Source organism: Oricola cellulosilytica, assembly GCF_019966575.1.
GTDB lineage: Bacteria > Pseudomonadota > Alphaproteobacteria > Rhizobiales > Rhizobiaceae > Oricola > Oricola cellulosilytica.
The window spans coordinates 209,892-232,888 of the sequence record NZ_JAINFK010000003.1; the positions used below are offsets into that span (position 1 = coordinate 209,892).

General features: G+C 62.5%; 19 protein-coding genes. 11 read left to right on the top strand and 8 right to left on the bottom strand.

Annotated elements, in window-relative coordinates:
* Position 1: 1 nt before the first annotated feature.
* Complete coding sequence (locus LC298_RS08565; RefSeq protein ID WP_131566497.1) at positions 2-376, bottom strand: hypothetical protein; 375 nt, start codon at positions 374-376, stop codon at positions 2-4.
* A 70-nt stretch (positions 377-446) separates the two neighbouring features.
* Positions 447-1,826: an aspartate aminotransferase family protein gene (locus LC298_RS08570; protein WP_131566500.1), complete on the bottom strand. Its 1,380-nt coding sequence runs from the start codon at positions 1,824-1,826 to the stop codon at positions 447-449.
* A 682-nt stretch (positions 1,827-2,508) separates the two neighbouring features.
* Here LC298_RS08570 and LC298_RS08575 point away from each other — a divergent pair.
* From LC298_RS08575 to LC298_RS08585, 3 genes are all read left to right on the top strand, one after another.
* The gene (locus tag LC298_RS08575; RefSeq protein WP_131566503.1) at positions 2,509-2,778 is read left to right on the top strand and encodes a hypothetical protein; all 270 of its coding nucleotides are present in this window, start codon (positions 2,509-2,511) and stop codon (positions 2,776-2,778) included.
* Positions 2,779-3,277: 499 nt separating this feature from the next.
* Entirely contained in the window at positions 3,278-3,550 is a 273-nt protein-coding gene (locus tag LC298_RS08580; protein ID WP_131566506.1) for a hypothetical protein, read from the top strand.
* A gap of 321 nt (positions 3,551-3,871) precedes the next feature.
* Complete coding sequence (locus LC298_RS08585; protein WP_223385604.1) at positions 3,872-4,660, top strand: AraC family transcriptional regulator; 789 nt, start codon at positions 3,872-3,874, stop codon at positions 4,658-4,660.
* 1 nt (position 4,661) lies between these two features.
* On the opposite strand, the gene bmt is transcribed toward LC298_RS08585, so the two are convergent.
* The gene (gene bmt, locus LC298_RS08590; RefSeq protein ID WP_131566512.1) at positions 4,662-5,669 is read right to left on the bottom strand and encodes a betaine--homocysteine S-methyltransferase; all 1,008 of its coding nucleotides are present in this window, start codon (positions 5,667-5,669) and stop codon (positions 4,662-4,664) included.
* Between the two features lie 334 nt (positions 5,670-6,003).
* Between bmt and LC298_RS08595 the strand changes: the two genes are divergently transcribed.
* Positions 6,004-6,726 (top strand): class I SAM-dependent methyltransferase, encoded by a 723-nt coding sequence (locus LC298_RS08595; protein ID WP_223385605.1) that lies wholly within the window; start codon positions 6,004-6,006, stop codon positions 6,724-6,726.
* Here the strand turns inward: LC298_RS08595 and LC298_RS08600 are convergent.
* From LC298_RS08600 to LC298_RS08610, 3 genes are read right to left on the bottom strand one after another with little or no spacing between them, the layout of a single operon-like run.
* Positions 6,723-9,275, bottom strand: coding sequence for a GcvT family protein (locus LC298_RS08600; RefSeq protein ID WP_131566518.1), 2,553 nt, complete (start codon positions 9,273-9,275; stop codon positions 6,723-6,725). The genes LC298_RS08595 and LC298_RS08600 overlap by 4 nt on opposite strands.
* Positions 9,272-10,399 carry an alcohol dehydrogenase family protein gene (locus LC298_RS08605; RefSeq protein WP_131566521.1) on the bottom strand — a complete coding sequence of 376 codons (1,128 nt, stop codon included), beginning with the start codon at positions 10,397-10,399 and terminating at the stop codon, positions 9,272-9,274. The genes LC298_RS08600 and LC298_RS08605 overlap by 4 nt, the downstream gene beginning before the upstream one ends.
* Complete coding sequence (locus LC298_RS08610) at positions 10,399-11,988, bottom strand: trimethylamine methyltransferase family protein (protein ID WP_131566524.1); 1,590 nt, start codon at positions 11,986-11,988, stop codon at positions 10,399-10,401. Before LC298_RS08610 ends, LC298_RS08605 begins: the two co-directional genes overlap by 1 nt.
* A 90-nt stretch (positions 11,989-12,078) precedes the next feature.
* On the opposite strand from LC298_RS08610, the gene LC298_RS08615 reads away from it, so the two are divergent.
* Positions 12,079-12,255, top strand: a complete 177-nt coding sequence (locus tag LC298_RS08615) for a hypothetical protein (RefSeq protein ID WP_158284701.1) — start codon at positions 12,079-12,081, stop codon at positions 12,253-12,255.
* A gap of 185 nt (positions 12,256-12,440) precedes the next feature.
* On the opposite strand, the gene LC298_RS08620 is transcribed toward LC298_RS08615, so the two are convergent.
* Complete coding sequence (locus LC298_RS08620) at positions 12,441-12,818, bottom strand: VOC family protein (RefSeq protein ID WP_131566527.1); 378 nt, start codon at positions 12,816-12,818, stop codon at positions 12,441-12,443.
* Between the two features lie 139 nt (positions 12,819-12,957).
* Here LC298_RS08620 and LC298_RS08625 point away from each other — a divergent pair, with 139 nt between their 5' ends.
* On the top strand, positions 12,958-13,395 hold the full coding sequence (locus LC298_RS08625) for a winged helix-turn-helix transcriptional regulator (RefSeq protein ID WP_223385623.1): 438 nt from the start codon (positions 12,958-12,960) through the stop codon (positions 13,393-13,395).
* A 115-nt stretch (positions 13,396-13,510) separates the two neighbouring features.
* Here LC298_RS08625 and LC298_RS08630 read toward each other — a convergent pair whose 3' ends face one another.
* Positions 13,511-13,987, bottom strand: coding sequence for a glyoxalase superfamily protein (locus LC298_RS08630; RefSeq protein WP_131566534.1), 477 nt, complete (start codon positions 13,985-13,987; stop codon positions 13,511-13,513).
* A gap of 318 nt (positions 13,988-14,305) precedes the next feature.
* Between LC298_RS08630 and LC298_RS08635 the strand changes: the two genes are divergently transcribed.
* The 5 genes from LC298_RS08635 (at position 14,306) to LC298_RS08655 (ending at position 22,309) form a co-directional block, all read left to right on the top strand.
* Positions 14,306-15,994 carry an NADH-ubiquinone oxidoreductase-F iron-sulfur binding region domain-containing protein gene (locus tag LC298_RS08635; protein WP_131566537.1) on the top strand — a complete coding sequence of 563 codons (1,689 nt, stop codon included), beginning with the start codon at positions 14,306-14,308 and terminating at the stop codon, positions 15,992-15,994.
* Entirely contained in the window at positions 15,994-16,629 is a 636-nt protein-coding gene (locus LC298_RS08640) for a LysE family translocator (protein ID WP_131566540.1), read from the top strand. The genes LC298_RS08635 and LC298_RS08640 overlap by 1 nt, the downstream gene beginning before the upstream one ends.
* 50 nt (positions 16,630-16,679) lie before the next feature.
* Positions 16,680-19,496, top strand: a complete 2,817-nt coding sequence (gene fdhF, locus LC298_RS08645; protein WP_428977538.1) for a formate dehydrogenase subunit alpha — start codon at positions 16,680-16,682, stop codon at positions 19,494-19,496.
* A 382-nt stretch (positions 19,497-19,878) separates the two neighbouring features.
* On the top strand, positions 19,879-20,934 hold the full coding sequence (locus tag LC298_RS08650; RefSeq protein WP_131566543.1) for an ABC transporter ATP-binding protein: 1,056 nt from the start codon (positions 19,879-19,881) through the stop codon (positions 20,932-20,934).
* Positions 20,906-22,309 (top strand): ABC transporter permease, encoded by a 1,404-nt coding sequence (locus LC298_RS08655; protein WP_158284702.1) that lies wholly within the window; start codon positions 20,906-20,908, stop codon positions 22,307-22,309. The genes LC298_RS08650 and LC298_RS08655 overlap by 29 nt, the downstream gene beginning before the upstream one ends.
* Positions 22,310-22,997 lie beyond the last annotated feature (688 nt).

Below are 22,997 nucleotides of genomic sequence, written 5' to 3' on the forward strand. Positions count from 1 at the left end.
CCTAGGAGCGCCGGCGTCTCTCCAACCGCTTGATGTTTCCGGAGACACGGCGCGAATAAGGCTCAAGGCCGGATTGCACGATCGCCTCCATTGCGGGAATGAATGACGCCGCTGGCATCAGCGATCCCGATATGGCCTGCAGCCCCAGCCTGCTCCACAGGCCGAACCATTCCGCCTGCAGTTTGCCTGCGGTCTCCACGGCAGCCGACATCTTCTCCGAAACCGCACGCTCGCTTTCACGGCTACGTGCACCCGGTTTCCAACGCCACATCTCCGAATAGAGTATCGGCATGCGCATCCAGATGACGAACGACGTGTTCATCGCGAGAGATCCGAGATCCGTACTGCGGGAGACGGTTCGACGTTTTGCTGCCATGGGAGCGCTCCTTGGGGCTGCGCACCGGAAATGACTGCGCACCGCATAAACGTGCGGTGCGCAGTTTGGTTCACGTCGTCGCCAGATCGGCCTGCGCCAGATCGAGCGCCTTCCCGATACGCTCTACCGCCATGTCGACGGTCTCACGCGTCCAGATCAGAGGCGGCGACATTATCATTGTGTCCATCACCGCCCGCATCATGATGCCGCTGGCGATCGCATGATCGCGGATCACCACTGGTGCGCTTCCAGCCGGCTGAAACCGTTCGCGCGTTGACTTGTCCCGAACGATCTCGACAGCGGCAAGCAGGCCGCACGTCCGGATTTCACCAACCAGCGGATGATCGCCGAGCCCGGCCTTCAACGCGTCCCCAAGATAAGGCCCCGTGTCCTCGCGCACGCGGTCAATCAGGCCTTCGCGTTCGATGATCTCGATATTCTTCAGCGCTACCGCGCAGGCGACCGGATGTCCGGAATATGTGTAGCCGTGATAGAACTCGCCGCCTTTTTCCACCAGCGTATTGGCAATCCGGTCGCCGACCAGCAGCGCCGACAGCGGCTGGTATCCCGACGTCAGTCCCTTTGCCGTCGTGATCGTGTCCGGTTTGATGTTCATGGATTGCGCCGCGAACCATTCGCCGGTCCGGCCGTAACCGGTGATCACTTCGTCCAGCATCAGAAGCACGTCGTACTTTTCGCAGATCCGCTGAATTTCGGGCCAGTAACTCGCTGGCGGGATTTTCACGCCCCCGGCACCCTGGATCGGCTCGCCGATGAAAGCAGCGACGTTCTCCGCCCCAGCCTCCAGGATCGCATCCTCGACTGCCTTCGCGGCACGCAGTCCGAAATCGTGGTCGCTTTCGCCGGGTTCTGCATTCTCGTAGGCATACGGGCACATGACATGGCGGATGTTCGGCACGGCGCCGTAAAGCTGCGCGTGCATTGCCTCCATGCCTCCCAGGGAGGTGCCGGCAATCGTCGAACCGTGATAGGCCCAATTCCGCGAGATGACGATGTTCTTTTCCGGTCTTCCCTCGAGCGCCCAGTAGTGGCGAACGAGGCGCAATGCCGTGTCGTTCGATTCCGATCCCGACGATCCGTAAAACACCTGGTTGATGTTACCGGGCGAAATCTCGGCCAGTTTTTGCGAGAGCAGCGTCGGCGTCGGCGTCGTGCACCTGAAGAACGAATTGTAATATGGCAGCTCGCGCATCTGCGCGGTCGCCGCCTCCACCAGTTCCTCGCGGCCATAGCCCGCATTGACGCACCAAAGGCCTGCCATTGCATCGAGAATTTCATTCCCTTCCGTGTCGTAAACGAACGGCCCCTCGGCGCTTACAACCACGCGGGTTCCGGCCGCGCGCAGATCCTTGTGATCGGTAAAGGGGTGAAGGTGATGCGCGTTGTCGATGGCGCGCAACTGGTCGAGCGAATAGTTCTGGTAAGTCATCGAAATCTCCTGAAAGCTGAATTGTGCGCCTGCGGGCGCGGCGCGTTCAGGAATCGCGCGGCGGTGAGTAACCGATGCGCGCGCACAACAGCAGCAGTTCGCTGTGCCGGGTCCGTGTCGTCGGAGTCGGTGTCATGGCGCGAACCTAGACGGACTATGTGCTGGGAGCAATCCCGGTGAATGGGCCATCAGGGCGTCGCGGATGGCGGGCTATGCCGCGGCCGCGCTCACGACCTTTCGAGGTGCTCCAGTTATGCGAAAATGAAACTCGCCCGCTCACCGGCAAAGAACACCCCCCCCCTCAACTTCCGGTACGTAACTTTAATTCGAATTTCTTCCGGAAGAGTGATAGGATGTGCGCGGCGGATGGGCCGAACCAAGGGGGCCTACAACACCGTCCCAACTGGTAGCGTTGCCGGCTATCGTCAGACAACTGGCATTTGACCATGCTCATGGTCGCCTTCGGAATTTTCGGCTTGTGACAAATATCTGTTTCGTCGCGGCCTGAGCCCGATCATCGAGTCAGGGTCGCGAATAAGCCTAGATAGGGGGCCAGCCCGTCCGGCGAAAAGCTGCACATCCCGGTCCGATTGAGCGATGCTGATCCTCCCCTTCGCATTCTTCGGCGCAACGCTTAGCCGAACCCATCCCGGTCAGCGGCGCAAACCGAAAGGAAACGATCATGGTCTCACCAAAAATGCTGCTTCCCGTCCCCGCAACGCTGCTCGCGCTGGCAACCGCTTTCGTTAGTGCCTTGCCGGCCGCGGCGCACGACACGTCCAAATCGGAAGAGGACCTCATCGACCGTCGATCGACCGGTTCCATAGCGACAACGGATCCAGATATCTGCAATCGGGCAACTGCCCGCTTGGGAACCCTCTGCGATTTTGGTGACGGCGAACCGGCCCAGCGATTTCCGTCAGTGCCGATAAACCCATCCTTCGGCATCTGAAAATGAGAGAGCCCGGAAACCCGCCGCCATGCATCGGCGGGTTTCCGGCGCGGCTCGACCAAGCAGAGGCAATTTTGAACGTGGAGTCGTTTCAGGCTTCTTACGGTGACGAATGAAATCAGCTCTCGGTTGCACCATGCCTGATCTTCGCCGCGCGCGAACAATTGAAACATTGCTGTCCGCGAACTGAGATACGGCTGAAATCGACCGTAGGCCGACTGGGAAATGTCAGACCCGAGCGCTGCTCGCGGAAGCCTGCACGAAGATGACGGAGCTCGCACCGGTCAGGTTGCCTCAACCAGTCCTGAGAGGATCAAGGGAACGATTTCGAAAATCGCTGATCGATTCTGAAAAGCTGGCTGCGTTTCCGAAATCGGAGCGGCAATTCCGGCCCCGGCCGCACAACTAGGGAGAGGGCGCGCGGCGGCAATGAGCACCCCGGCCCAAAGCGTTTACACGCACTATCGCCCCATGGGGGCGTACACGAAAGGAATTCGAGATGAACACGCTTCACGTCTTGGCACGCACCACATCGACCGCCCTTCTCGCAATCGCACTTGCGACCGGAAGCGCCGGGACTGCACTCGCTCACCAGCCAGGCGAGAATCAGGAAACGCTCATCGACCGCACCGCCACCGGTTCCATTGCGACCCGGCCGCGCCCCGATTGCTCGCCGGCCGATCCGCGCAGAGAGCTTTCCTGCCAGCCCTCGGACGAACAGCCACCCGTCGGTTACCCGAGCGCGCCGGTCAATCCGGCCTTCGGCCTCTGACCCGATATCGGCGGCCGGCTTCTTTCCCGGAGCCGGCCGCTTCGGTATAATACGGCCATGGAAAACCCGGGTTTTACAGTCAGCTTGATGATCGAGGTCGGCCTTCGCGGGGGCGCTGCTGCGGTGAGCGTGTTGGTCGCCGTCCTGCTTTTATCAATACGCCCGCTGCGCTTTGTGACGATCTTCGGCGCCCTGTTCCTGCTCGGCGCGGCCGTCTATTCTGTCGTGGCCTTCGATCCGGTCCACCAGATGCTCGGCGTTTGGCACATTCCATTGAAGTTGGTGGCCATTCTCTCGCCCGGCTTCTTCTGGCTCTTCATCATGGCGTTGTTCGACGACGCCTTCCGCTTCCGCGCCTGGATGGCCGCGCCGCTGGTCGCCATGAGCGGTCTCTATCTCGCCTGCATCCCCTACCCGCCTGCGCAGGAGTTCAGCAAGGTTACCCAATTTATCATTGCCCTGTCCCTGATGGGGCATGTGATCATGCTCACGCGGCGCAGCCTGAAAGACGATCTGGTCGCAAGCCGCAGGCAGTTTACCGGAATCGTCGCGATCCTCGTTCCATTCGTCTGCCTCGCGATCGGCATCATCGAGGTATACGAACTGCTGGAACTGCGCGACCGCATTGGCACCCATGCGATCTCAGCCCTCATGTTTGTCGTGACGATGGGCTTTGCCCTTGGCGTCGCGGGCATCCGAAAAACTCTTCTGCCCGAGGCGTCCCGCCCTGCGCGGACGGCCGTTTCTGGCCATTCCGCCGCTGATCGTTTTGACCTCGCCCGGTTGGAAGAATTGATGAACGACGGCGCATACCTCCATCCTGGGCTTACCATTGGCGAACTCGCCAAAAGAATGAACATGCCGGAGCACCGGCTGCGCCGGTTGATCAACCAGGGGCTTGGTTATCGAAACTTCGCCGCCTTCATCAACGACCACCGCATCGAAGAAGCGAAGCGGCGGTTGTCTGAGCCGGAAACGGCCCGCGAACAGATTACCAGCATCGCGTTTGATCTCGGCTATTCCTCGCTCGCACCGTTCAACCGGGCCTTCCGCCAACGGAACGGTATGAGCCCGTCGCAATTTCGCGAGAAGGCGCTCGCCGGCGTCTGACTCAGGCGCGACGGCGGCTACGCCGCTCGCGCCGCGGGGCTTCATCGGAATTGGCGGCGGCCTTGTTGCGCAGCGGGCCCACCGTCGAGACGATGTCTTCGATTGTCGGCCGTTTACCACGGGTATGCGTGTCCATGGCGGTGCGCATCGCGCGCAAATGATCGCATGACGTGCCGCAGCATCCCCCGATGATTGTCGCGCCCGCGTCAATCGCCAGCCGCACGTAATCGGCCATCAGGTCCGGCGTCCCGGAATAAACGATATTTTCGCCGCGGAATTCCGGAATACCGCAATTGCCCTTCACGATAATGGTGGCGCCGGGTTCGGCCTCGGTCATGTCGAGAAGCGAAGACAGAATATCCGGTGCGCCGACGCCGCAATTGGCCCCGAGCGCTATCGGCTTTTCGCCACTTTCGACGACGCCATGAATGTCCTTGGGGTGCAGCCCCATCATCGTCTTACCAGCCGTGTCGAACGAACCGGTAAACGTGTAGGGCAGCCCGGCCTCTAGCGCCCCTTGCGCGGCGGCGCGAATCTCTTCGGGGGAGGACATGGTCTCGATCCACGCCAGGTCAGCGCCGCCGGCCTTCAGCCCCTCGATCTGTTCGCGGAATGCTTCCACCGTCTGTTCGAAGGTCAACTCGCCAAGTGGCGCGAGCAACTCGCCGGTCGGACCGACCGAGCCTGCCACGATGATCTTGCGGTCGGCCTTGTCAGCGACAGCCCGCGCGATCTCGGCAGCGCGCTTGTTCAGTTCGAACACCTTGTCCTGGGCGTTGTGAAGTTTCAGGCGATGGCGGGTACCACCAAAGGAATTGGTGAGAATGATGTCCGAGCCTGCATCGACGAAATCCTGATGCAGCTTGGTGATCTTCTCCGGTGCTTCCTTGTTCCACAACTCGGGCGCATCGCCCGACATCAGGCCCATCGCAAACAAATTTGTACCGGTGGCACCGTCAGCAAGAAGCACGCCTTTTTCGGCGATAAGATCGGAAAGCGGATTGGACATGATACGGACCCGTTGAACCTTGGATATAACGATATAAAGAAATGGTTATATCAATGCAACGGCGATTAATCTCACTCGACAGCACAAAGCTCTCGGGGAGGGACAGGTGTCGAAGCGAATGCAATTCGGTCGCTCAATGGCAGCTTTCCGAAATGCCGCGCCGCATCGGAACTAGAACGCTCTCGATAGGGGCATCAAATCGCAGGCTTCGCCCTAACCATACGCTACGATTTTCTTCAAATTAAAGCTTTCTGATTAACCGAAATTCGAGTTTCGCTTATCATTTGCCTTAACGGATTGCTAACCTCGGCCGGACCCGATGATGGAGTTGTTCATGGGACCGTTCCCGATCATGAAAGCCAGTGCAATCTTCTCGGCACCCCCCGCAGACCCCTATACCGATACGAACAGCATCGAGTTCACCTTCCGCGCTCGGCGTTTTGCCCATGTGCGAAAGCTGCTCGAGGCAATTATCGCGGAAAGAGGTCAGGCCGAGGTCCTGGACCTTGGCGGCACCGAAACCTATTGGCTGACCGGTTCGGAGTTCCTTGATACAAATCGCGATAGGCTTCGAATTACGCTTCTGAATCCGGAAGCACAGTCGGTGCGTGATACCGGCTTATTTGAGGCGGTTGAGGGTAGCGCAGCAGACCCGGGGCTTTATCCAAACCGCAAGTTCGACCTGGTTCATTCGAACTCGGTGATCGAGCATGTGGGCTCATGGGACAACATGAAGGCTTTCGCCGCAAATACCCGCCGCTTGGCACACCGGTATTATGTACAGACGCCCAATTACTGGTTTCCCTATGAACCGCATTTTCGAACGCCGGGCTTCCAATATCTGCCAGAGCGGGTTCGGGCGGCGTTGATCCAGCGTTACCGGTTGGGTTTTTTCGAGCGCATTGAGACACCGCAGGAAGCGCTGGAAATCATCCGCCATCATCGGCTCCTGTCGACGTTGAAAATGCGACGGCTGTTTCCGGACGCATCTGTCACGCACGAGAAATTCGCCGGTCTGGGAAAATCGATTATCGCGATCCGCGACTCCGTCCATTAACCCCGCATCCGGTCGCCCGCCGGATCGAAGGGCGGTTCGACGGCGATCTTCGCTGGCCGGCGCACGCCGAGGATCTCGATCTCGAACATGCCCTCCCCTTCATGCTCGGATAGGTCGGTGGGCACATAGCCCTGTGCCATCGACAGCCCGACTCCGTGCGCGTAACCCCCTGACGTAACCCAGCCGACGACCTGCCAGTCGCCGTCTATAATGGTCGCCATCCCCGGCGGATCAAGATATTCGCCCGAGCCATTGAAGCGCTTCGGTCCAGCTTCATGCGGCTTTTCGATCATACCGTAGTCGATGTCGCCGACCTTGGCCCACACCGGTTCGTCGCGCATCACGTCGGCGTTGTCCGCGTCGATGACGAAGGAAACGCGGCGCCGCTTCGGCCCGTCTTCCTTTTCTTTCGCCGCCTGCTCGCGACCGATGAAGTCGTTCTTCGTCAGCTTCACGAACCGTTCCATCGCCCCCTCGAACGGCCCGTAGATTGGCCTGAGTTCGTGGCCCCATGTCGGGAAGTTCTTTTCCAGTCGCATCGACAACAGCGCCCGCATGCCGAAGTCACGAATGCCGAACTCGGCGCCCTCATCCTTGATCGCGGCGTAGACGAGGCGCTCATAGGCCGGTGGCATCCAGATCTCGTAACCGAGGTCGCCCGTGTAGGAGAGCCGGTTGACCATGCAGGGTGCACCGCCGACCGCCATCTCGCGGTAATCCATGAACCGGAACGCCTCGTTCGACACGTCCACGTCGACGAGTTTCTCGAGCAGCTTGCGGCTGTTCGGCCCGGCGATCGTCAGTCCGACCAGCGTCTGGTCGAAGCGATGGATACGCACCGAACCGTCGTTCGGCAGGTGCCGTTCGAACCAGCGCATGTGATAGATCTGCGCCGCCGAGGAGCCCCAGATCATAAAGCGATCCTCGCCCGCTTTGGCGATCGTGAAGTCGCCGATCAGCTTGCCGAATTCGTTGAGCATCGGCGACAGCACGATGCGTCCGGTTTTCGGCATGGTGTTTGTCATCAGCCTGGAGAGAAACGCCTCCGCCCCCGGGCCCGTCACCTGATATTTCGCGAAATTGGCGATCTCCGAGACCCCCACACCCTCGCGTACCGCCTTAACTTCATCGCCTATATGCTTGAAATCGTTGGACCGATGGAAAGAAACCACATCGTGCGCCTCCTCCTTCGCTGGCGCGAACCACATCGGCGTTTCCAGCCCCCAGCTGTCGCCCATCACAGCGTTGTTGGCGACCATCGTGTCGTACAGCGGCGTCGTCTGCTGCGGTCTGGCGGCAGGCAGCTCTTCGTTTGGAAACCGTATGCGGAACCGCCGGGAATAGTTCTCGCGCACCTTGGCATTGGTGTAGCGCAACGTCGCCCACTCCCCGTAGCGCGCCACATCCATGCCCCACACATCCGCGCCCGGATCGCCCGTCGTCATCCAGTTGGCGAGCGTCAGGCCGACGCCGCCGCCCTGCGAAAAGCCGGCCATCACGGCGCAGGCCGACCAGAAATTGGTCAGCCCCTGCACTGGGCCGACCAGCGGATTGCCGTCCGGCGCGAAGGTGAACGGTCCGTTGATGATCTGCTTGATTCCGGCTTTCTCGAAGGGCGGAAAATGCTTGAAGCCGATCTCCAGCGACGGGGCCAGCCGGTCGATGTCCGGCTGCAACAGCTCGTGGCCGAAGCTCCATGGCGTCTCAACCGGGGACCATGGCTTGCAGGCCTGCTCATAGGTGCCGAGCAGCATCCCCTTGCGCTCCTGACGGGTATAGATTTCGCCGCGGAAATCCACGGCGTGGATCACCTCGCGCCTGAACTCCTCGTTGAACGCGATCACCTCGGGCATGTCTTCCGTAAGAAGATACATGTGCTCCATGGCGAGCAGCGGCAGTTCGAGCCCGACCATCCGGCCCACTTCGCGCGCCCAGAGCCCGCCCGCATTGACGACATGTTCCGCCTTCACCGTTCCCTGCTCTGTGACGACGTTCCACGTGCCGTCCGGCTCCTGGGTCATTTCCTTGACCGGATTGCGCAGCACGATCTCCGCGCCGAGCGCCCGCGCCGCCTTGGCGTAGGCGTGGGTCGTGCCGGACGGATCGAGATGGCCCTCCACCGGGTCCCAAAGCGCGCCGACGAAGTTCGTTTCGTCCATCAGCGGGAACATGGCCTTCGCTTCCGAAGGCGTGATCAGTTCGGTCTGCATGCCGAGATGGCGTCCCTTGGCGTGCAGCGTGCGCAGGAAATCCATGCGCTCGGGGCTTTCCGCCAGCATCACGCCGCCGGTCAGATGCAGCCCGCAGGACTGCCCGGAAATCTTCTCCAGTTCCTCGTAGAGCCCGACCGTATAGGCCTGCAACTTGGCGACGTTCGGATCGCCGTTCAGCGTGTGAAAGCCGCCCGCCGCATGCCAGGACGAGCCCGACGTCAGTTCCGAGCGCTCGATCAGCATGATGTCGGTCCAGCCCGCCTTGGCCAGGTGATACAGCACCGAGCAGCCAACAACCCCGCCCCCGATGACGACGACCCGCGTATTCGTTTTCATGTTCTCCCCCACTCGGAGTCTTCCTGCTTGAACAATCGATCCGGCACCAGCACCAGCTTGCCCGGATAGCGTTTGGCGATGAAGTCGGTCTGCGCCTCGGCGATTTGCGAAAATGGGTAGACCTTCGACACTACCGGCCTGATTTCCTTGCGCTCGATATAGCCGACGAGATGCTCGAAAACCTCCATCGGCTGATAAGTGCTACCAGCCAGCGTCAGGTCGTGCAGATAAAGCGTCCTGATATCGATCTCTGTGATCGGTCCGCCGATCGCGCCGGCCGTGATGTATCGTCCGCCGCGCTTGATGCAGCGGATGAGCGCGGGCCACCTTTCCCCGGCGACGAGATCGACGACGACGTCCACTGCCATCTCGCCCGGCGTTTCGCCATAATCGGCATCGCGGTCCAGCATCGCGTCCGCGCCCAGCGAGGCGACGAAGTCATGCTTGGACGGTGAGGCAACAGCGATCACATGCGCTCCGCGCCGTTTCGCAAGCTGCACCGCAGCCGAACCGACGCCGCCCGACGCGCCGGTGACCAGCACGGTCTCGCCGCTGTTGAGCCCGATCCGGTGCAGCATGTTTTCGGCGGTCGAATAGGCGCAGGGAAACGACGCCAGTTCGACGTCGCTCAGATCGCTGTCCACCCGCACGGTCATGTCCGATTTCGCGACCGCATATTCCGCAAACCCGCCGTCGACTTCCGAACCGAATGTGATGCAGCTGACGCCCCTTTCGTCCAGCGGTTGCGGTTGCAGCGCCCGCACGAGAACCCGCTCGCCGATCCGGCCTTCCGGCACCCCCGCGCCAATGGCGACGATTACACCGCAGGCATCCGCACCCTGAATGCGCGGGAAGGAAAGCGCTGCTCCCGACCAGCTCGCATCGTCTTCGTCGATCTGTTCGATCCCCGCCGTCGCCCCGTCGGCGGTCCCCGAAGTCACTGACTTGGAGTACCAACCGATGCGCGTGTTGATATCGGTGTTGTTGATCCCGGCGGCGCTGACCTTGATCAGCACTTCGCCGTCGCCGGGGACGGGGACCGGGCGATCGTTCACGACCTTTAGCTTTTCGAGACCGCCGTGCCCGGTCAGAAGCACGCACTGCATTGTTTTTGGTATCGTCATCAGAAATCCGTCGGCGCTCCGCCCTCCTGTTTGCGCCGCGCGACGAAATCGGAAAGCTCCTCGCGGATCGCGTCCTCCATTGGCGGCGCCTCATATTCCGCCAGGATCTGCTTCCAGACCTTGTTCGCGCGTTCCACCGTCTGCACGGAGCCGCGGTCCTGCCAGTTCTCGAAATTCGACCAGTCGGACAGGAACGGCGAATAGAAGGCGGTCTCGTATCGGTCCTGCGTGTGCTGCACGCCGAAGAAATGCCCGCCCGGCCCGACCTCCCTGATCGCGTCGAGGGCGATGTCCTCGTCATTGGTGGTGTAGGGCTGCATGTAGGCGATGAACTGCTGCAGCACCTCGCAGTCCATCACGAATTTTTCGTAGGATGCGCAAAGCCCCCCCTCCAGCCATCCTGCGGCGTGGTAGACCATGTTGGTGCCCGAGGTAATCGCCGCCCACATCGACATCATCGATTCCCATGTCGCCTGGTTGTCGGGCGCGTTCGCCGCGCAGGTGTTGGACGAGCGAAGCGGCAGGCCGTAATAGCGCGCCATCTGTCCGGTAATCTGCGTTGCGCGCACATAGTCCGGGGTTCCGAAGGCGGGTGCGCCGGTTTTCATGTCGACATTCGAGGTGAAAGTGCCGATGCCGCAGGCGACGCCCGGCCTTATGCACTGCAGCAGCACGATGCAGGCGAGCGCCTCGGCAATCGATTGCGTCACCGCGCCGACCATCGTCACCGGCGCCATCGCGCCCGCCAGCGTGAACGGCGTCACGATCGTCGGCTGGCCGCGTTTGGCGAGCCGCATCGCCCCGTCCAGCATCGGCCAGTCGTGTTTCAGCGGCGAGGTCGAGTTGATGTTGGTGTACATGCGCGGCGTCGCGTCGAATTCCTCATGGCTCAGGCCGCCCGCGATGCGCACCATCTCCATCACGTCCTCCACCCGCTCGGTTCCGAGCGAATAGGCATGCGCCGCCTTGTCGGTTAGCGTCAGCTTGTCGTAGAGGCAGTCGAGATGGCGGACCGACGGATGGATGTCGATCGGCTCGACCGGATAGCCGCCGGCGAAATGGATGCAGTTGAAATACTGCGTCAGCTTGATGAGGTTGCGGTAATCCTCATGGGTGCCACTGCGCCGACCGCGGTCGATATCCGAGCAGTTCGGCGGCGAGGAAATATTGCCGAACACGATGTGCCTGCCGCCGATGGTGATCGTCCGGTCAGGATTGCGCGGCGTCAGGGTGAATTGGGAGGGCGCCTTGCGCACCATCTCCATCACGAAATCACGGCCCATGCGCACATTCTCGCCGTCGACCGTGCAACCCTTCTCCCGCAGCACCTCCACCGCTTCCGCATTCAGGAACTCGATGCCGATCTCCTCCAGAATCCGCATCGCGCCGTCGTGGATCGCCTCGACGCCTTCGGGCGGGATGGGCTCGGTCGGCCGGTCGACATTGATCACGTCCGTCCACGGCGTCTGCTTGATCGCGGCGCCACCGCGCCGCGCATTGCCGGACCGGCCGCCGCCGCGCCTGTGACGCACGGGAACCGCCTCCGCGACCAGCGGATCGGTCGGTTCGGTAGGGTCGGTCGTGTCCATGCTGTGCCTCCCGCGAGATCAGGAGACTATCACACCAGATTTTGCCGCCCCTTCCGCGAGTTTGGCGACGGCAAGCGCGGCGATTGCGACATGCCTGCCTCTCGCCTTGGAACCACCGCCCCCTTCCCGCGTTGTCTCGCCGATGGCAGCGGGCTGGACCCGCGCCACGAGATGAAGGAACCCGCCATGCGTGCGATCGGACTTTGGCTTCTCGGCGTACCGCTCTGGCTGGTTATCATGCTCGCTTTCTTTACCGACTGGGTCTGACCTCCAAAAAAACGACCTCTTTTCGGCAGGCCGGCCCCTCGGGGCCGGCCTTTTCCGTTCTATGGGATGCTTAGGCTCGCGCGGACACTGGAACCGAATGCGGCCACACTACCAGATGCGGCTCGCCGTCTGGAGCCCAAAGCAACCAAATTGGCGGACCGCGGAACGGGCGGTTCATTGCGGTATCAGCCACGCGCCGTTAGATCTTGGGCCAACATCAACGCGTTGCCGTCCGGATCATAGAATGTCGCCGTGCTGACCATACCCTCGATGGTCTCGGTTTCGCCGTCAAACCGAACCCCCGCCGCTTCCAAAGACCCCCGCGCCGTCTCGATATCGGCTACGCCGAAAACCGGAACGGTATTCCCCGGCGAGGGCTCTGACTGCTCTCCCAGTCCCAGCGTCACGCCTTCCGTTTTGGTCAGCATCTCGCTCCAGCCTGCTTCATCTATGTGATGGAGAAGCTCGAACCCGAGCTTGGAACTGTACCATTCTGCACTGGAATGACGGTCACGAACGGACATCGCGAGCGTGATGGTGTTGTTCAAAGAGACAAGCTGCATGAAACTTCCCTTCGATCCAAAAAAGCAGTAACTATACTTTATGGACATAACGATCCTTGTCAAGCTCACTTCCCGCGCGTGGAGCTTGAACATCTTGGCCCTGTTGCATTCCGGTGTTCCAGGTCGGCAGGCCCCTCTGATGGCGGCAACGAGCGCAAGCAGAACGTCATTCGCGTCAAGTCTCGGACACCTCGTACAACTCAGGCTCTTGGAGAGGAATCCGGGTCATGGCCATCCGCTGCGTCCGGAATTCCGATTAACTCGAGAGGGTGTCAAAATCGCCGAAACCGCCAGCAGGATCGTAAGGGCTGTCCCTGATGATACGGAGTTTGCCTTGCTTCGACGAAGTTGGACGGTTCCGATTCTGGCGCTGACGGACACGCCTCGGCGCTTTTCAGTCATCAAATCACATTTGGCCACGATAACGGATCGGGCCCTGTCCACATCGTTGCATCAATTGGAAGCGCGAGATTGGCTTCAGCGTGAAATCGACACGTCAAAACGAGTGCCGTACCCGACCTATCTCGCAGTGAATAAGGGCATTCAAATCAATCGGGCGATTAATCAAACCTCATAGATAAATACGTCAGCCTTGTCCGCCAAGCGAGCAATGACGCTGAGCGCCTGAATTCTCACCCGCCGGCTATGTCAAACCATCCGGGCCACGATCATCGCGGCGCGGATGGTCACCGTCACGCCCCCACATCAAGCGGCACCGCATGCGGCCACACCACCAGATGCGGCTCGCCGTCGCTCGTCCGGCTGGGCGAGACACCGCGGTTGTCGACCGTAGCGGTTACCCGGTGGCGAAACGCGGAAAAGCTGTCGAACGTCACCACGTCCACGGCTTCGTCCAGTTGCAGCGTGACATGCGAATATCCGCCACCGCTCACTTCGCGAACGGCGAGTACGCGCGCGGTAAACGGCTGCTTCAGATAATTGCCCGAGACGGCGTCGCCAACCTGGATCGTGAACGGCGGTTCGTTGGAAAGCCGGGCAACGGCTGTGTTCCAGTCGCGATATCCGAGTTCGGCCGCCACGCGCTCCAGCGCCTGTCCGTGGTTGATATTGACGCCGTTCGCCGCGAGATCGCGGCGCAAGGCGCGGGCGCGTTCCTTTGCCTGGTCGCGCGTGACCGGCAAGCCGTTGTCGGATAAATGTTCGGGCATGATGCAGTCTCTCCGTCGAATGCGCGGCTGCTGCTACGGGTGCTCACCTTGCCGCATCGCCGCGAATAAACGGTTCTGCACAAGAAACGGACGCTGCCGTGAGGACTTCACCGTCGGGAAATTCCGGTGAGCGGCGGGCGCCTCATGCCTGTTGCGCCTAGTACTGCAAGTATGCCGTCCCGGTCAACGCGGTTTGGTTTTGCATTGATCGACCGCAATGATCACGACCTCTCCTTGGCGCAAAAGGGAAAGTGGCGCACTTCGTGGGTCGCTACCTTGGCCTGCAGACGCTAAGACGAACCGGACCGGTATCGACGCATGAACGAGATGACGCCAGTGATCGCGGAAAAACGACGCAAATCCAGCCACCCCAAGGGCCGTCAGCTCGACGAGGCCGCGCTTCTCGACGTGCAGAACGCGCTTGGCGACGCGCCGCGCACGCGCGACCTGCTGATCGAGCATCTTCACCGCATACAGGACCGCAATGGCTGCCTGCCGGTCGCGCATCTGCGGGCTCTCGCCGAGGAAATGCGGATGAGCCAGGCGGAAATCTACGAGGTCGCCTCGTTCTACGACCATTTCGACGTGGTGAAGGAAGGCGAAAAACACCCTGCCCCGCTGACCATCCGGGTCTGCGATTCCATCTCCTGCATGATGGCCGGCGCGGAGGCGCTGATCGCGCGGCTCGAGGAAGACGCCAATCCGGATCACATCCGGGTCGTCCGCGGACCCTGCATGGGCCGCTGCGCCACGGCGCCCGCCGCCCGCGTCGGCGACCGCGAGGTCGACCATGCGCGTTGCGACCGCCTGTTGGAAATGGCTGATGACGGGGAGTTCGACGTCGCCGTGCCCGACTACATTCCCCTGCACGCCTATCAGGAATATGGCGGCTATCAGGTCTGGGACCGGGTGCGCGGCGGCGATCTCGACGCCGACACGCTGATCCGCACACTTTCGGACGCCGGCCTGAAGGGCCTCGGCGGCGCGGGCTTTCCGGCCGGCAGGAAGTGGGGCTTCGTCCGCTCCTATCCCGGCCCGCGCCTGATGACGGTCAATGGCGACGAGGGCGAGCCCGGCACCTTCAAGGACCGCCACTATCTGGAGACCGACCCGCACCGGATGCTGGAGGGGACGATCATTGCCGCCCATGCGGTCGAGGCGGAACGCGTCTATCTCTACATGCGCGACGAATACCCCGCCGTGCTGGAGATCCTGCGTACCGAGATCGCCGCGCTCGAGGAGGCGGGAATCGTCGAGCCGGGCTTCATCGAACTCAGGCGCGGCGCCGGCGCCTACATCTGCGGCGAGGAATCGGCAATGATCGAGTCGATCGAGGGCAAGCGCGGCCTCCCCCGCCACCGCCCGCCCTACATCGCCGAAGTCGGCCTGTTCGGCCGTCCGACGCTCAACCACAATGTCGAGACGCTGTGGTGGATTCGCGACATCGTCGAGAACGGGCCGGAATGGTTCGCCGGCCAGGGCAAGCCCGGCCATCCGGGCCTGCGCTCATGGTCGGTGTCAGGGCGCGTCAAGGACCCCGGCGTCAAGCTTGCGCCCGCCGGTGTCACCGTCCGCGAACTGATCGAAGATTATTGCGGCGGCATGAAGGACGGACACGTCTTTAAGGCCTACCTGCCGGGCGGGGCGTCCGGCGGCATCCTGCCGGCGTCGATGGACGACATCCCGCTCGATTTCGGCGACGATTTGTTCCGCCACGGGGCCTTTGTCGGCTCGCACGCCGTCATTATCCTCTCCGAAAAGGACAATACCCGCGACGCGACGCTCAACCTGATGAAGTTCTTCGCCCACGAAAGCTGCGGTCAGTGCACCCCTTGCCGCTCGGGCACGGAAAAGATGGTCAGGCTTCTGTCTCGATCCGGCCCCCTGGACGAGGAAGCGATCCGCGATCTTGAACAGGTCATGCGCGACGCCTCGATCTGCGGCCTCGGCCAGGCCGCGCCCAACCCGGTCAACCACCTGCTGACGCATTTCCGGGAGGATCTCTGATGTTCGAGGCCTATTTTCTCACTCTGCTGGGCGTGCTCGCCGCTCAGGCGTCTCCCGGCCCGAACCTGATTGCCGTTGCTTCGGTGTCCCTCGCGCAGGGCCGCAGAAGCGGGCTGTTTGTCGTCGGCGGCGTGTCCTCGGGCATGCTCGTCTGGTCACTTGCGACGGCCTATGGCCTCGCAACCGTGCTTGAATTGTTCCCGTATTCGTTGACCGCCATGCGCATCGTCGGCGGAAGCTATCTCCTGTGGCTCGCCTTCAAGGGCATCCGTGCCGCTTTGCGCAATGAACCTGGCTCGATAAGAGCCGCGCGAGAACCGCTCACCGACCGACAAGCATTCCATCGGGGATTTCTCGTGTTGCTCACCAACCCCAAAGCCGTGATGATGTGGGCGGCCGTCGCCACTTTCCTGTTCGGCGCTGGTCTGGAACCCGGGCAGGTTTTCTTATTTGGTCCGGTCGGCGCTGTTTCTGGACTGGCGGTCTATGGAACCTACGCCGTCCTGTTTTCGACCGGCCTTGCGACACGCACCTATGGCCGCTTCGCACGCTGGATCGAACTCGCATTCGGCGCGGCCTTCGGTGCGCTCGGCGGCAAATTGCTTTATGACGGCGTGAGGGAGTTGCGCCCGTGAACGACAAGATCAAGGGAAACGCGCCAAGCCCGGCGCCAGCCGGTGGACCGGTGGCGGATAAACACGAGCAGGCTGCCGTGCCCGGGCCGATCGAATTCACTCTCGACGGCAAATCCGTCACCGCCGGACCGGACGAATCGATCTGGCAGGTGGCCAAGCGCCAGGGCACGCGCATTCCCCATCTTTGCCATCTCGACCAGCCCGGCTACAGACCCGACGGCAATTGCCGCGCCTGCATGGTCGAGATCGACGGCGAGAAGAACCTTGCCGCCTCCTGCATCCGCATGCCAACGGAAGGCATGAAGGTCTCGACGCAGACTGAACGCGCCGACAAGGCGCGCCGCATGGTCTTCGAACTCCTCGCCTCCGACATGCCGGCCCGCGACGCCTCGCCGGACTACAAGTCGTCCTTCTGGACCTGGGCGTCCAGCATGGGGATCGGCGGCGCACAGCGCTTCCCATCCAAATTCGACGGCGGCCAGCAAGCCGAGAACGATCTCACCAACCCCGCCATCGCCGTCAATCTCGACGCCTGCATCGCCTGCGGCCTGTGCGTTCGCGCCTGCCGCGAGGTGCAGGTCAACGACGTCATCGGCATGGCCGCGCGGGCTTCCGGCACCGTCCCGGTCTTCGACATTCACGATCCTATGGGCCTGTCGACCTGCGTCACTTGTGGCGAATGCGTGCAGGCCTGCCCCACCGGCGCGCTCTACGAGAAGACGCTAATGGATGAAGCCGGGAGGACGAGGGCGGTCAAGGACTTTGACTGCGAGGTCGCCTCCGTCTGCCCGTTCTGCGGCGTCGGCTGCCAGATCACCGTGCGCGTCAAGGACGACCGGATCGTCCAAGTCGACGGCCGCAACGGCCCGGCCAACGAGAACCGCCTCTGCGTCAAGGGACGGTTCGGATTCGATTACGCAATGAGTAAGGAACGCCTTACCAAACCCCTGATCCGCCGCGACGACGCACCGAAGGCCGCCGACATCGACATGCGCTTCATGGAGGTCTCCGACGTCTTCCGCGAGGCAAGCTGGGAGGAAGCCCTCGACAGGGCCGCCTCCGGCCTCGCATCCATCCGCGACGAACATGGCGGCGGCGCGCTCGCCGGCTTCGGCTCGGCAAAGGGGTCCAACGAGGAAGCCTATTTGTTCCAGAAGCTGGTGCGCCAGGGCTTCGGCACCAACAATGTCGACCACTGCACGCGTCTTTGTCATGCATCCAGCGTTGCGGCGCTTCTGGAAGGCGTCGGTTCCGGTGCGGTTTCCGCACCCTTCACCGACGCGATGAAATCCGACTGTATTCTTGTCATCGGCGCTCGCCCCGGCCAGAACCACCCGGTCGCCGCGACCTATTTCAAGCAGGCTGCCAAGCAGGGCAAGAAGCTGATCGTCATCGATCCGCGCCGCCAGGAGCTGATGCGCCACGCCTCCCACCCGGTTCAGTTCACGCCGGGCTCCGACGTCGCGCTGCTCAACGCCCTGCTGCACGTCATCGTCGAGGAAAAGCTTTATGACGAGCAGTATATCCAGGCCAACGTCTCCGGCTTCGAGGCGCTGCGCGAGAAGGTGAAGGACTTCTCGCCCGAGGCGATGAGCGAGGTCTGCGGCGTGCCCGCCGAGACGCTCCGCGATGTCGCCCGCACCTACGCCACCGCCGAGCGCTCGATCATATTCTGGGGCATGGGCATCTCGCAGCATACCCACGGCACCGACAATTCGCGCTGCCTGATCGCGCTGGCGCTGACCACCGGCCATGTCGGCCGCCCCGGCACCGGCCTGCACCCCCTGCGCGGCCAGAACAACGTGCAGGGCGCGTCCGACGCCGGGCTGATCCCGATGTTCTTCCCCGATTACCGCTCGGTCGAGGCCGCCGACATCCGCGCCGAGATGCAGGATGTCTGGGGCCGCACGCTCGATCCGAAACGCGGCCTCACCGTGGTCGAGATCGTCGACGCCATCCATGAGGGCGCGATCCGAGGCATGTACATCATGGGCGAGAACCCGGCCATGTCCGACCCGGACCAGCTCCACGCCCGCGCCGCGCTGGCGAAGCTCGATCATCTCGTCGTCCAAGACATCTTCCTCACCGAGACCTGCTGGCACGCGGACGTGATCTTCCCCGCTTCCGCCCACGCCGAGAAGCTCGGCACCTACACCAACACCAACCGCCAGGTTCAGATCGGCCGTCCCGCCCTGCCCCTTCCAGGCGACGCACGGCAGGACTGGGAACTGATCGTCGAACTCGCAAACCGCATCGGCTGCGGCTGGTCCTATCGCGGCGTCGGCGACATCTATGCCGAGATGGCCTCGGTCATGCGTTCGCTCGACCACCTCACCTGGGAGCGCCTCAACGAGGAGGATTGCATCACCTATCCGGTGTCGGAGCCCGGCGGCTTCGGCAACGAGGTGATCTTCACCGAGGGCTTCCCGACCAAGGACAAGCGCGGTCATCTCGTGCCCGCCGATCTGCTGCCCCCAGATGAGGTTCCCGACGAGGAGTTCCCGCTGGTGCTGACCACCGGCCGCCTGCTCGAGCACTGGCACACCGGCGCGATGACGCGCCGCTCGGACGTGCTCAACGCCATCGAGCCGGAAGGCATCGCCGCGATGAACCCGGCCGAGATCGCCCGCCGGCGCCTGACGGTCGGCGACATGATCGAGGTCGGAACCCGGCGCGGGACGATCACGGCGCTGCTGCGCGCCGACCGCGACGTCGCCGACGGCATGGTCTTCATCCCGTTCTGCTTCAACGAGGCCCCGGCCAACGTGCTGACCAACCCGCAGCTCGACCCGTTCGGCAAGATCCCGGAGTTCAAGTACTGCGCCGCGCGCGTGGCGAAATTGGAGAGGCGGGAAGCGGCGGAATAGCAGCAGGGTTTCCCTTCTGATTAGCCCGAAGGGATTAGGTTTTCAGACCGATCGCCGGGGCGTCCCGCTGTTATTCGAACACTCATCCGTCGTTCCCGAAAATTTCGGCGGCCGAAGCTGCTGGACGCTGTCGGCGCGCTGCTGATATTTTGCGATTTCGACGACGCTGCGTCTTTTCTGCAGCATGACTTGGATGAGAAATAGCCCGATTGGGTCAATTGAAGCTGCCGTCCCCCGGGTGTCAATTTGTAGCCGACGCTTGCCCCGGCAAGCGCCCCATATTTCTTTTGATGCGAGCAATCCGGAATCCGGTCCACGCCAATTTTGAAAGGCCGCTCATCCGGTCGATGGCGTCACCCGGCAAACAGGAGGAGGCCGTCCGATGCTCCAGAAAAGCCAGGCAGGTGCGCAGGCAGGTGCGGCGGATCGTGCCGACCATGCGCAGGCCACTTCCCACGTCCTCCGCGTCGAGGGCCTCGGCAAGGTCTTTGACGGCAGGTCCGCGGTGAAGGATCTCTCCTTTTCCCTTCAGGCGGGCCGGATTCTAGGCCTCCTCGGCCCGAACGGCGCCGGCAAGACCACGACGATCCGCATGCTGACGACAGTGTTGGAACCCACATCCGGTGCATTCTGGATCGACGGACTGGCGTCAAGCCGGCCCGATGCGATCCGTCGGCGGATGGGCGTGCTGCCCGAATCGCTCGGATTTCCGAAGAAGATCACCGGGCTGGAACTGATGGTTTATTACGGCCAGCTATATGGCTTCGACCAGCGGAAGGCTCGCCAGAACGGTCTGGCGCTTCTCGAGGCGGTGAAGCTCCGTCCCCGCGCCCATTCGCTCATCGGCAGCTACAGCCGCGGCATGCGCCAGCGGCTGGGGATCGCCCGGGCTCTCATTCACGATCCGGTCGTCATTTTTCTCGATGAACCGACGCTTGGCCTCGATCCGCGCGGCCAGAAGGAACTGCTCGCGCTGATCCGGTCGATCGCGCGCGAGCGGATGATCGGCGTCGTCTTCTGCAGCCACGATCTTCCGGAGGTCTCGACCCTCTGCGACGACGTTGTGATCCTGCGTGAGGGCACGGTCGTTGCGGCGGGTACGGTAGGCGAGATCGTCCGGAAGTCGCGCGGGAACGTCGTGCGAATCAGGGTTCCGGCCCAGGCGGCGCAAGAGGCCGCGCAGCTGTTCCACGGCATTTCCGGTGTGATGTTGGTTTCGCCCGCGGAGGAGTCCGGCTGGATCGAGGCCCGTCCTGCCGATGCGCCGGGCGACGGTGAGCAGGATCGGCTTCTCGGTAACCGGATGCTCGACGTCCTCATACGGGCGCAAATTCCCGTCCTCGGTCTCCAGGCCGAAGGTGGCAGCCTCCAGGACGTCTTCTTCGAACTCACTGACGAGGAGCACGCCGATGGCTACGCTTCAGTCTCCGTCCACTGACCCCCCCGGGCGCCCCCGCCCCGCCTGGCGGCTGGTCTGCCAGCGCGAACTGACCGATCTTTGGCTCGGCGGCCGCGCCATCGTCCTGGTCATTCTTTTCAGCCTGCTTTTGGCAGTGATGGCCTTTCTGCTGGCCACCAACCAGGAAATGAGCCTGATGCCGCCGCGCGAAATGCTCTTCCTCACCATGCAGACGACCATCGGCATTGGTCTGTTCATCGGTCTGCTCATCGGTGCCGATAGCATCAGCGGCGAGCGCGAACGCGCCAGTCTGGAAGCTCTGCTGCTGGCCCCGGTCAGCCGCCGGCAAATCGTTGCAGGCAAGTTTCTCGCCGCGATATCTCCGTGGCCAGCGGCGCTGGCTGTCTCCGCCATTTTCCTGGCGGTTCTGTCGCCGTCGAGCGAACTCTTTCTCCAGGTTCTGCTGCTGGGCGGGGTGCTGGGTACTCTCCTGGTGGTCGGCTACACCGCTTTCGCAATGGTCGTCAGCCTGTGGAGCTCGTCCAACCGGACGAGCCTTTTCGTAAGCCTCGTCGTCTACCTCCTCTTCGTCATTCCGACGCAGTTTCCCGGAACGGCGCAGACCGGCTTCATGGGGCGGCTCGTTAAGCGCATCAATCCGATCGAATCGGTAAACCAGTTCCTCGAAAAGGTTATCGTCAACAACCGCACGTTCGAGGAAATGTGGGACTGGCTCGCCGCGCCCGTCATTTTGCCCCTCCTGACCTGTGCGCTGCTGTTCGGCTTCGCCCGGAGCGGCCTGACGCTGGAGGGCCACCCGCCGAAATTCCTGCGGTTCCGCTGGGCGCAGCCTGCGGCCGCGATGCTGTTCTGCGCGGCCCTCGCGCAGCCCGTGCCGCCCGCTCTGGCAGCCGGGGAAGCGGATGGGCAATCTGGCTTGAGCATCTCGGTCGGCACCGAGTATCTCGAGGTCAAGACCGGCGAGGAGTTCGATTTCACCACGACCTTGCGCTTCGACGGCGAGGACGAGCTGCCGGTGATCATCCTGTCAATGAACATCGTCAACCTCGAGGCCGATGGCGATCCCGTTGACCCGGAGGACTGGTCGCCGGAACGCTCGATGGTGGTGGAGGCGCCTGCGCGCGGCGAGACGTCGCAGCAGGAATGGACGATCCATCCAATCTTTGAGGGCGATTACCTGATCTACATCGTCGCGATTCCGGAAGTGGCGGACGAGGAGTCGACTAGCAGGCCGATCGTCACGCAGGGCCTGCATTTGAGCGTGGTCCACGAACCGCATCTCAATCCAGGCGGCGTACTTCCGGCATCCCTGGGCGTACCCGGGGGACTCATCCTGGCCCTCTTCGCGGTTTTGTGGCTGCGTCGCCGTAGCCTGCGAACCCAGGGCACCTGAGCGCCGGTTCCGTCGGCCGACTTCAGCCGTTCCGCCCCGCCTTGGGCCGCGGAATTAGTCTTCAGTTCCGTATGCTCGGCCTTGAGCCGGGCCAGAGCCGAAGAACGTGGATAACTTTTTTACCGCTTTTCGCTCAACCCTTTGAAACGGCGCGATTTTCACATTTTCCCGCAAAAAACTTATCCACACTTCTGGCCCCTGCCTTATCCTTGGTGCTGTCTCTCGCAGGAAGCCTGGGTGCACACCGGCACAAAGGGAGAGGCCGGCGCCTGACGGGGCGGGGAGAGGTCCCTGCCTGGGTGATGAGCCCCCACGTCGGGCCGGAAGAAGGTTTGCGGTGTTGGAGCGACCCCGCCCGGATAGCGGCTTGCCGCTTGAAGGGTGTGTCGGAAAGCGGCTTGCCGCCGACGGCAGTGACGCCGGCGTAGCGCCGGTGGAACGGCTAGCTCCTCAATCCCCGCCCGGCCAAGAGGTTCCGTCGCTTGCGGACCGAAGGTTTAACCGCCGGGGCAGTCGGGACGAGCGATCTCCCAGCGCCAATGCAGGCCCGAACCGGAAGAACGCCGAAGGGGCGGTCGGAAGATCGCACTACTACAATAGACGAAGCGATCCCCCGACCGCCCGTCTTCCTGATCTTTGGAATAGCCAGACCGGAAACGGGGCGTGGCAACCAAGAGGCGCGCCAGCA

Excerpts from the sequence above, each read along its gene's own strand:
- LC298_RS08580 (WP_131566506.1), top strand. The coding sequence starts at position 3,278 with ATGAACACGCTTCACGTCTTGGCACGCACCACATCGACCGCCCTTCTC.
- LC298_RS08570 (WP_131566500.1), bottom strand. The coding sequence starts at position 1,826 with ATGACTTACCAGAACTATTCGCTCGACCAGTTGCGCGCCATCGACAAC.
- LC298_RS08595 (WP_223385605.1), top strand. The coding sequence starts at position 6,004 with ATGGGACCGTTCCCGATCATGAAAGCCAGTGCAATCTTCTCGGCACCC.
- LC298_RS08585 (WP_223385604.1), top strand. The coding sequence starts at position 3,872 with ATGGCGTTGTTCGACGACGCCTTCCGCTTCCGCGCCTGGATGGCCGCG.
- LC298_RS08650 (WP_131566543.1), top strand. The coding sequence starts at position 19,879 with ATGCTCCAGAAAAGCCAGGCAGGTGCGCAGGCAGGTGCGGCGGATCGT.
- LC298_RS08620 (WP_131566527.1), bottom strand. The coding sequence starts at position 12,818 with ATGCAGCTTGTCTCTTTGAACAACACCATCACGCTCGCGATGTCCGTT.
- LC298_RS08575 (WP_131566503.1), top strand. The coding sequence starts at position 2,509 with ATGGTCTCACCAAAAATGCTGCTTCCCGTCCCCGCAACGCTGCTCGCG.
- bmt (WP_131566512.1), bottom strand. The coding sequence starts at position 5,669 with ATGTCCAATCCGCTTTCCGATCTTATCGCCGAAAAAGGCGTGCTTCTT.
- LC298_RS08610 (WP_131566524.1), bottom strand. The coding sequence starts at position 11,988 with ATGGACACGACCGACCCTACCGAACCGACCGATCCGCTGGTCGCGGAG.
- LC298_RS08640 (WP_131566540.1), top strand. The coding sequence starts at position 15,994 with ATGTTCGAGGCCTATTTTCTCACTCTGCTGGGCGTGCTCGCCGCTCAG.
- LC298_RS08565 (WP_131566497.1), bottom strand. The coding sequence starts at position 376 with ATGGCAGCAAAACGTCGAACCGTCTCCCGCAGTACGGATCTCGGATCT.
- LC298_RS08655 (WP_158284702.1), top strand. The coding sequence starts at position 20,906 with ATGGCTACGCTTCAGTCTCCGTCCACTGACCCCCCCGGGCGCCCCCGC.
- LC298_RS08605 (WP_131566521.1), bottom strand. The coding sequence starts at position 10,399 with ATGACGATACCAAAAACAATGCAGTGCGTGCTTCTGACCGGGCACGGC.
- LC298_RS08600 (WP_131566518.1), bottom strand. The coding sequence starts at position 9,275 with ATGAAAACGAATACGCGGGTCGTCGTCATCGGGGGCGGGGTTGTTGGC.
- LC298_RS08635 (WP_131566537.1), top strand. The coding sequence starts at position 14,306 with ATGAACGAGATGACGCCAGTGATCGCGGAAAAACGACGCAAATCCAGC.
- LC298_RS08625 (WP_223385623.1), top strand. The coding sequence starts at position 12,958 with ATGGCGGCAACGAGCGCAAGCAGAACGTCATTCGCGTCAAGTCTCGGA.
- LC298_RS08630 (WP_131566534.1), bottom strand. The coding sequence starts at position 13,987 with ATGCCCGAACATTTATCCGACAACGGCTTGCCGGTCACGCGCGACCAG.
- LC298_RS08615 (WP_158284701.1), top strand. The coding sequence starts at position 12,079 with ATGCCTGCCTCTCGCCTTGGAACCACCGCCCCCTTCCCGCGTTGTCTC.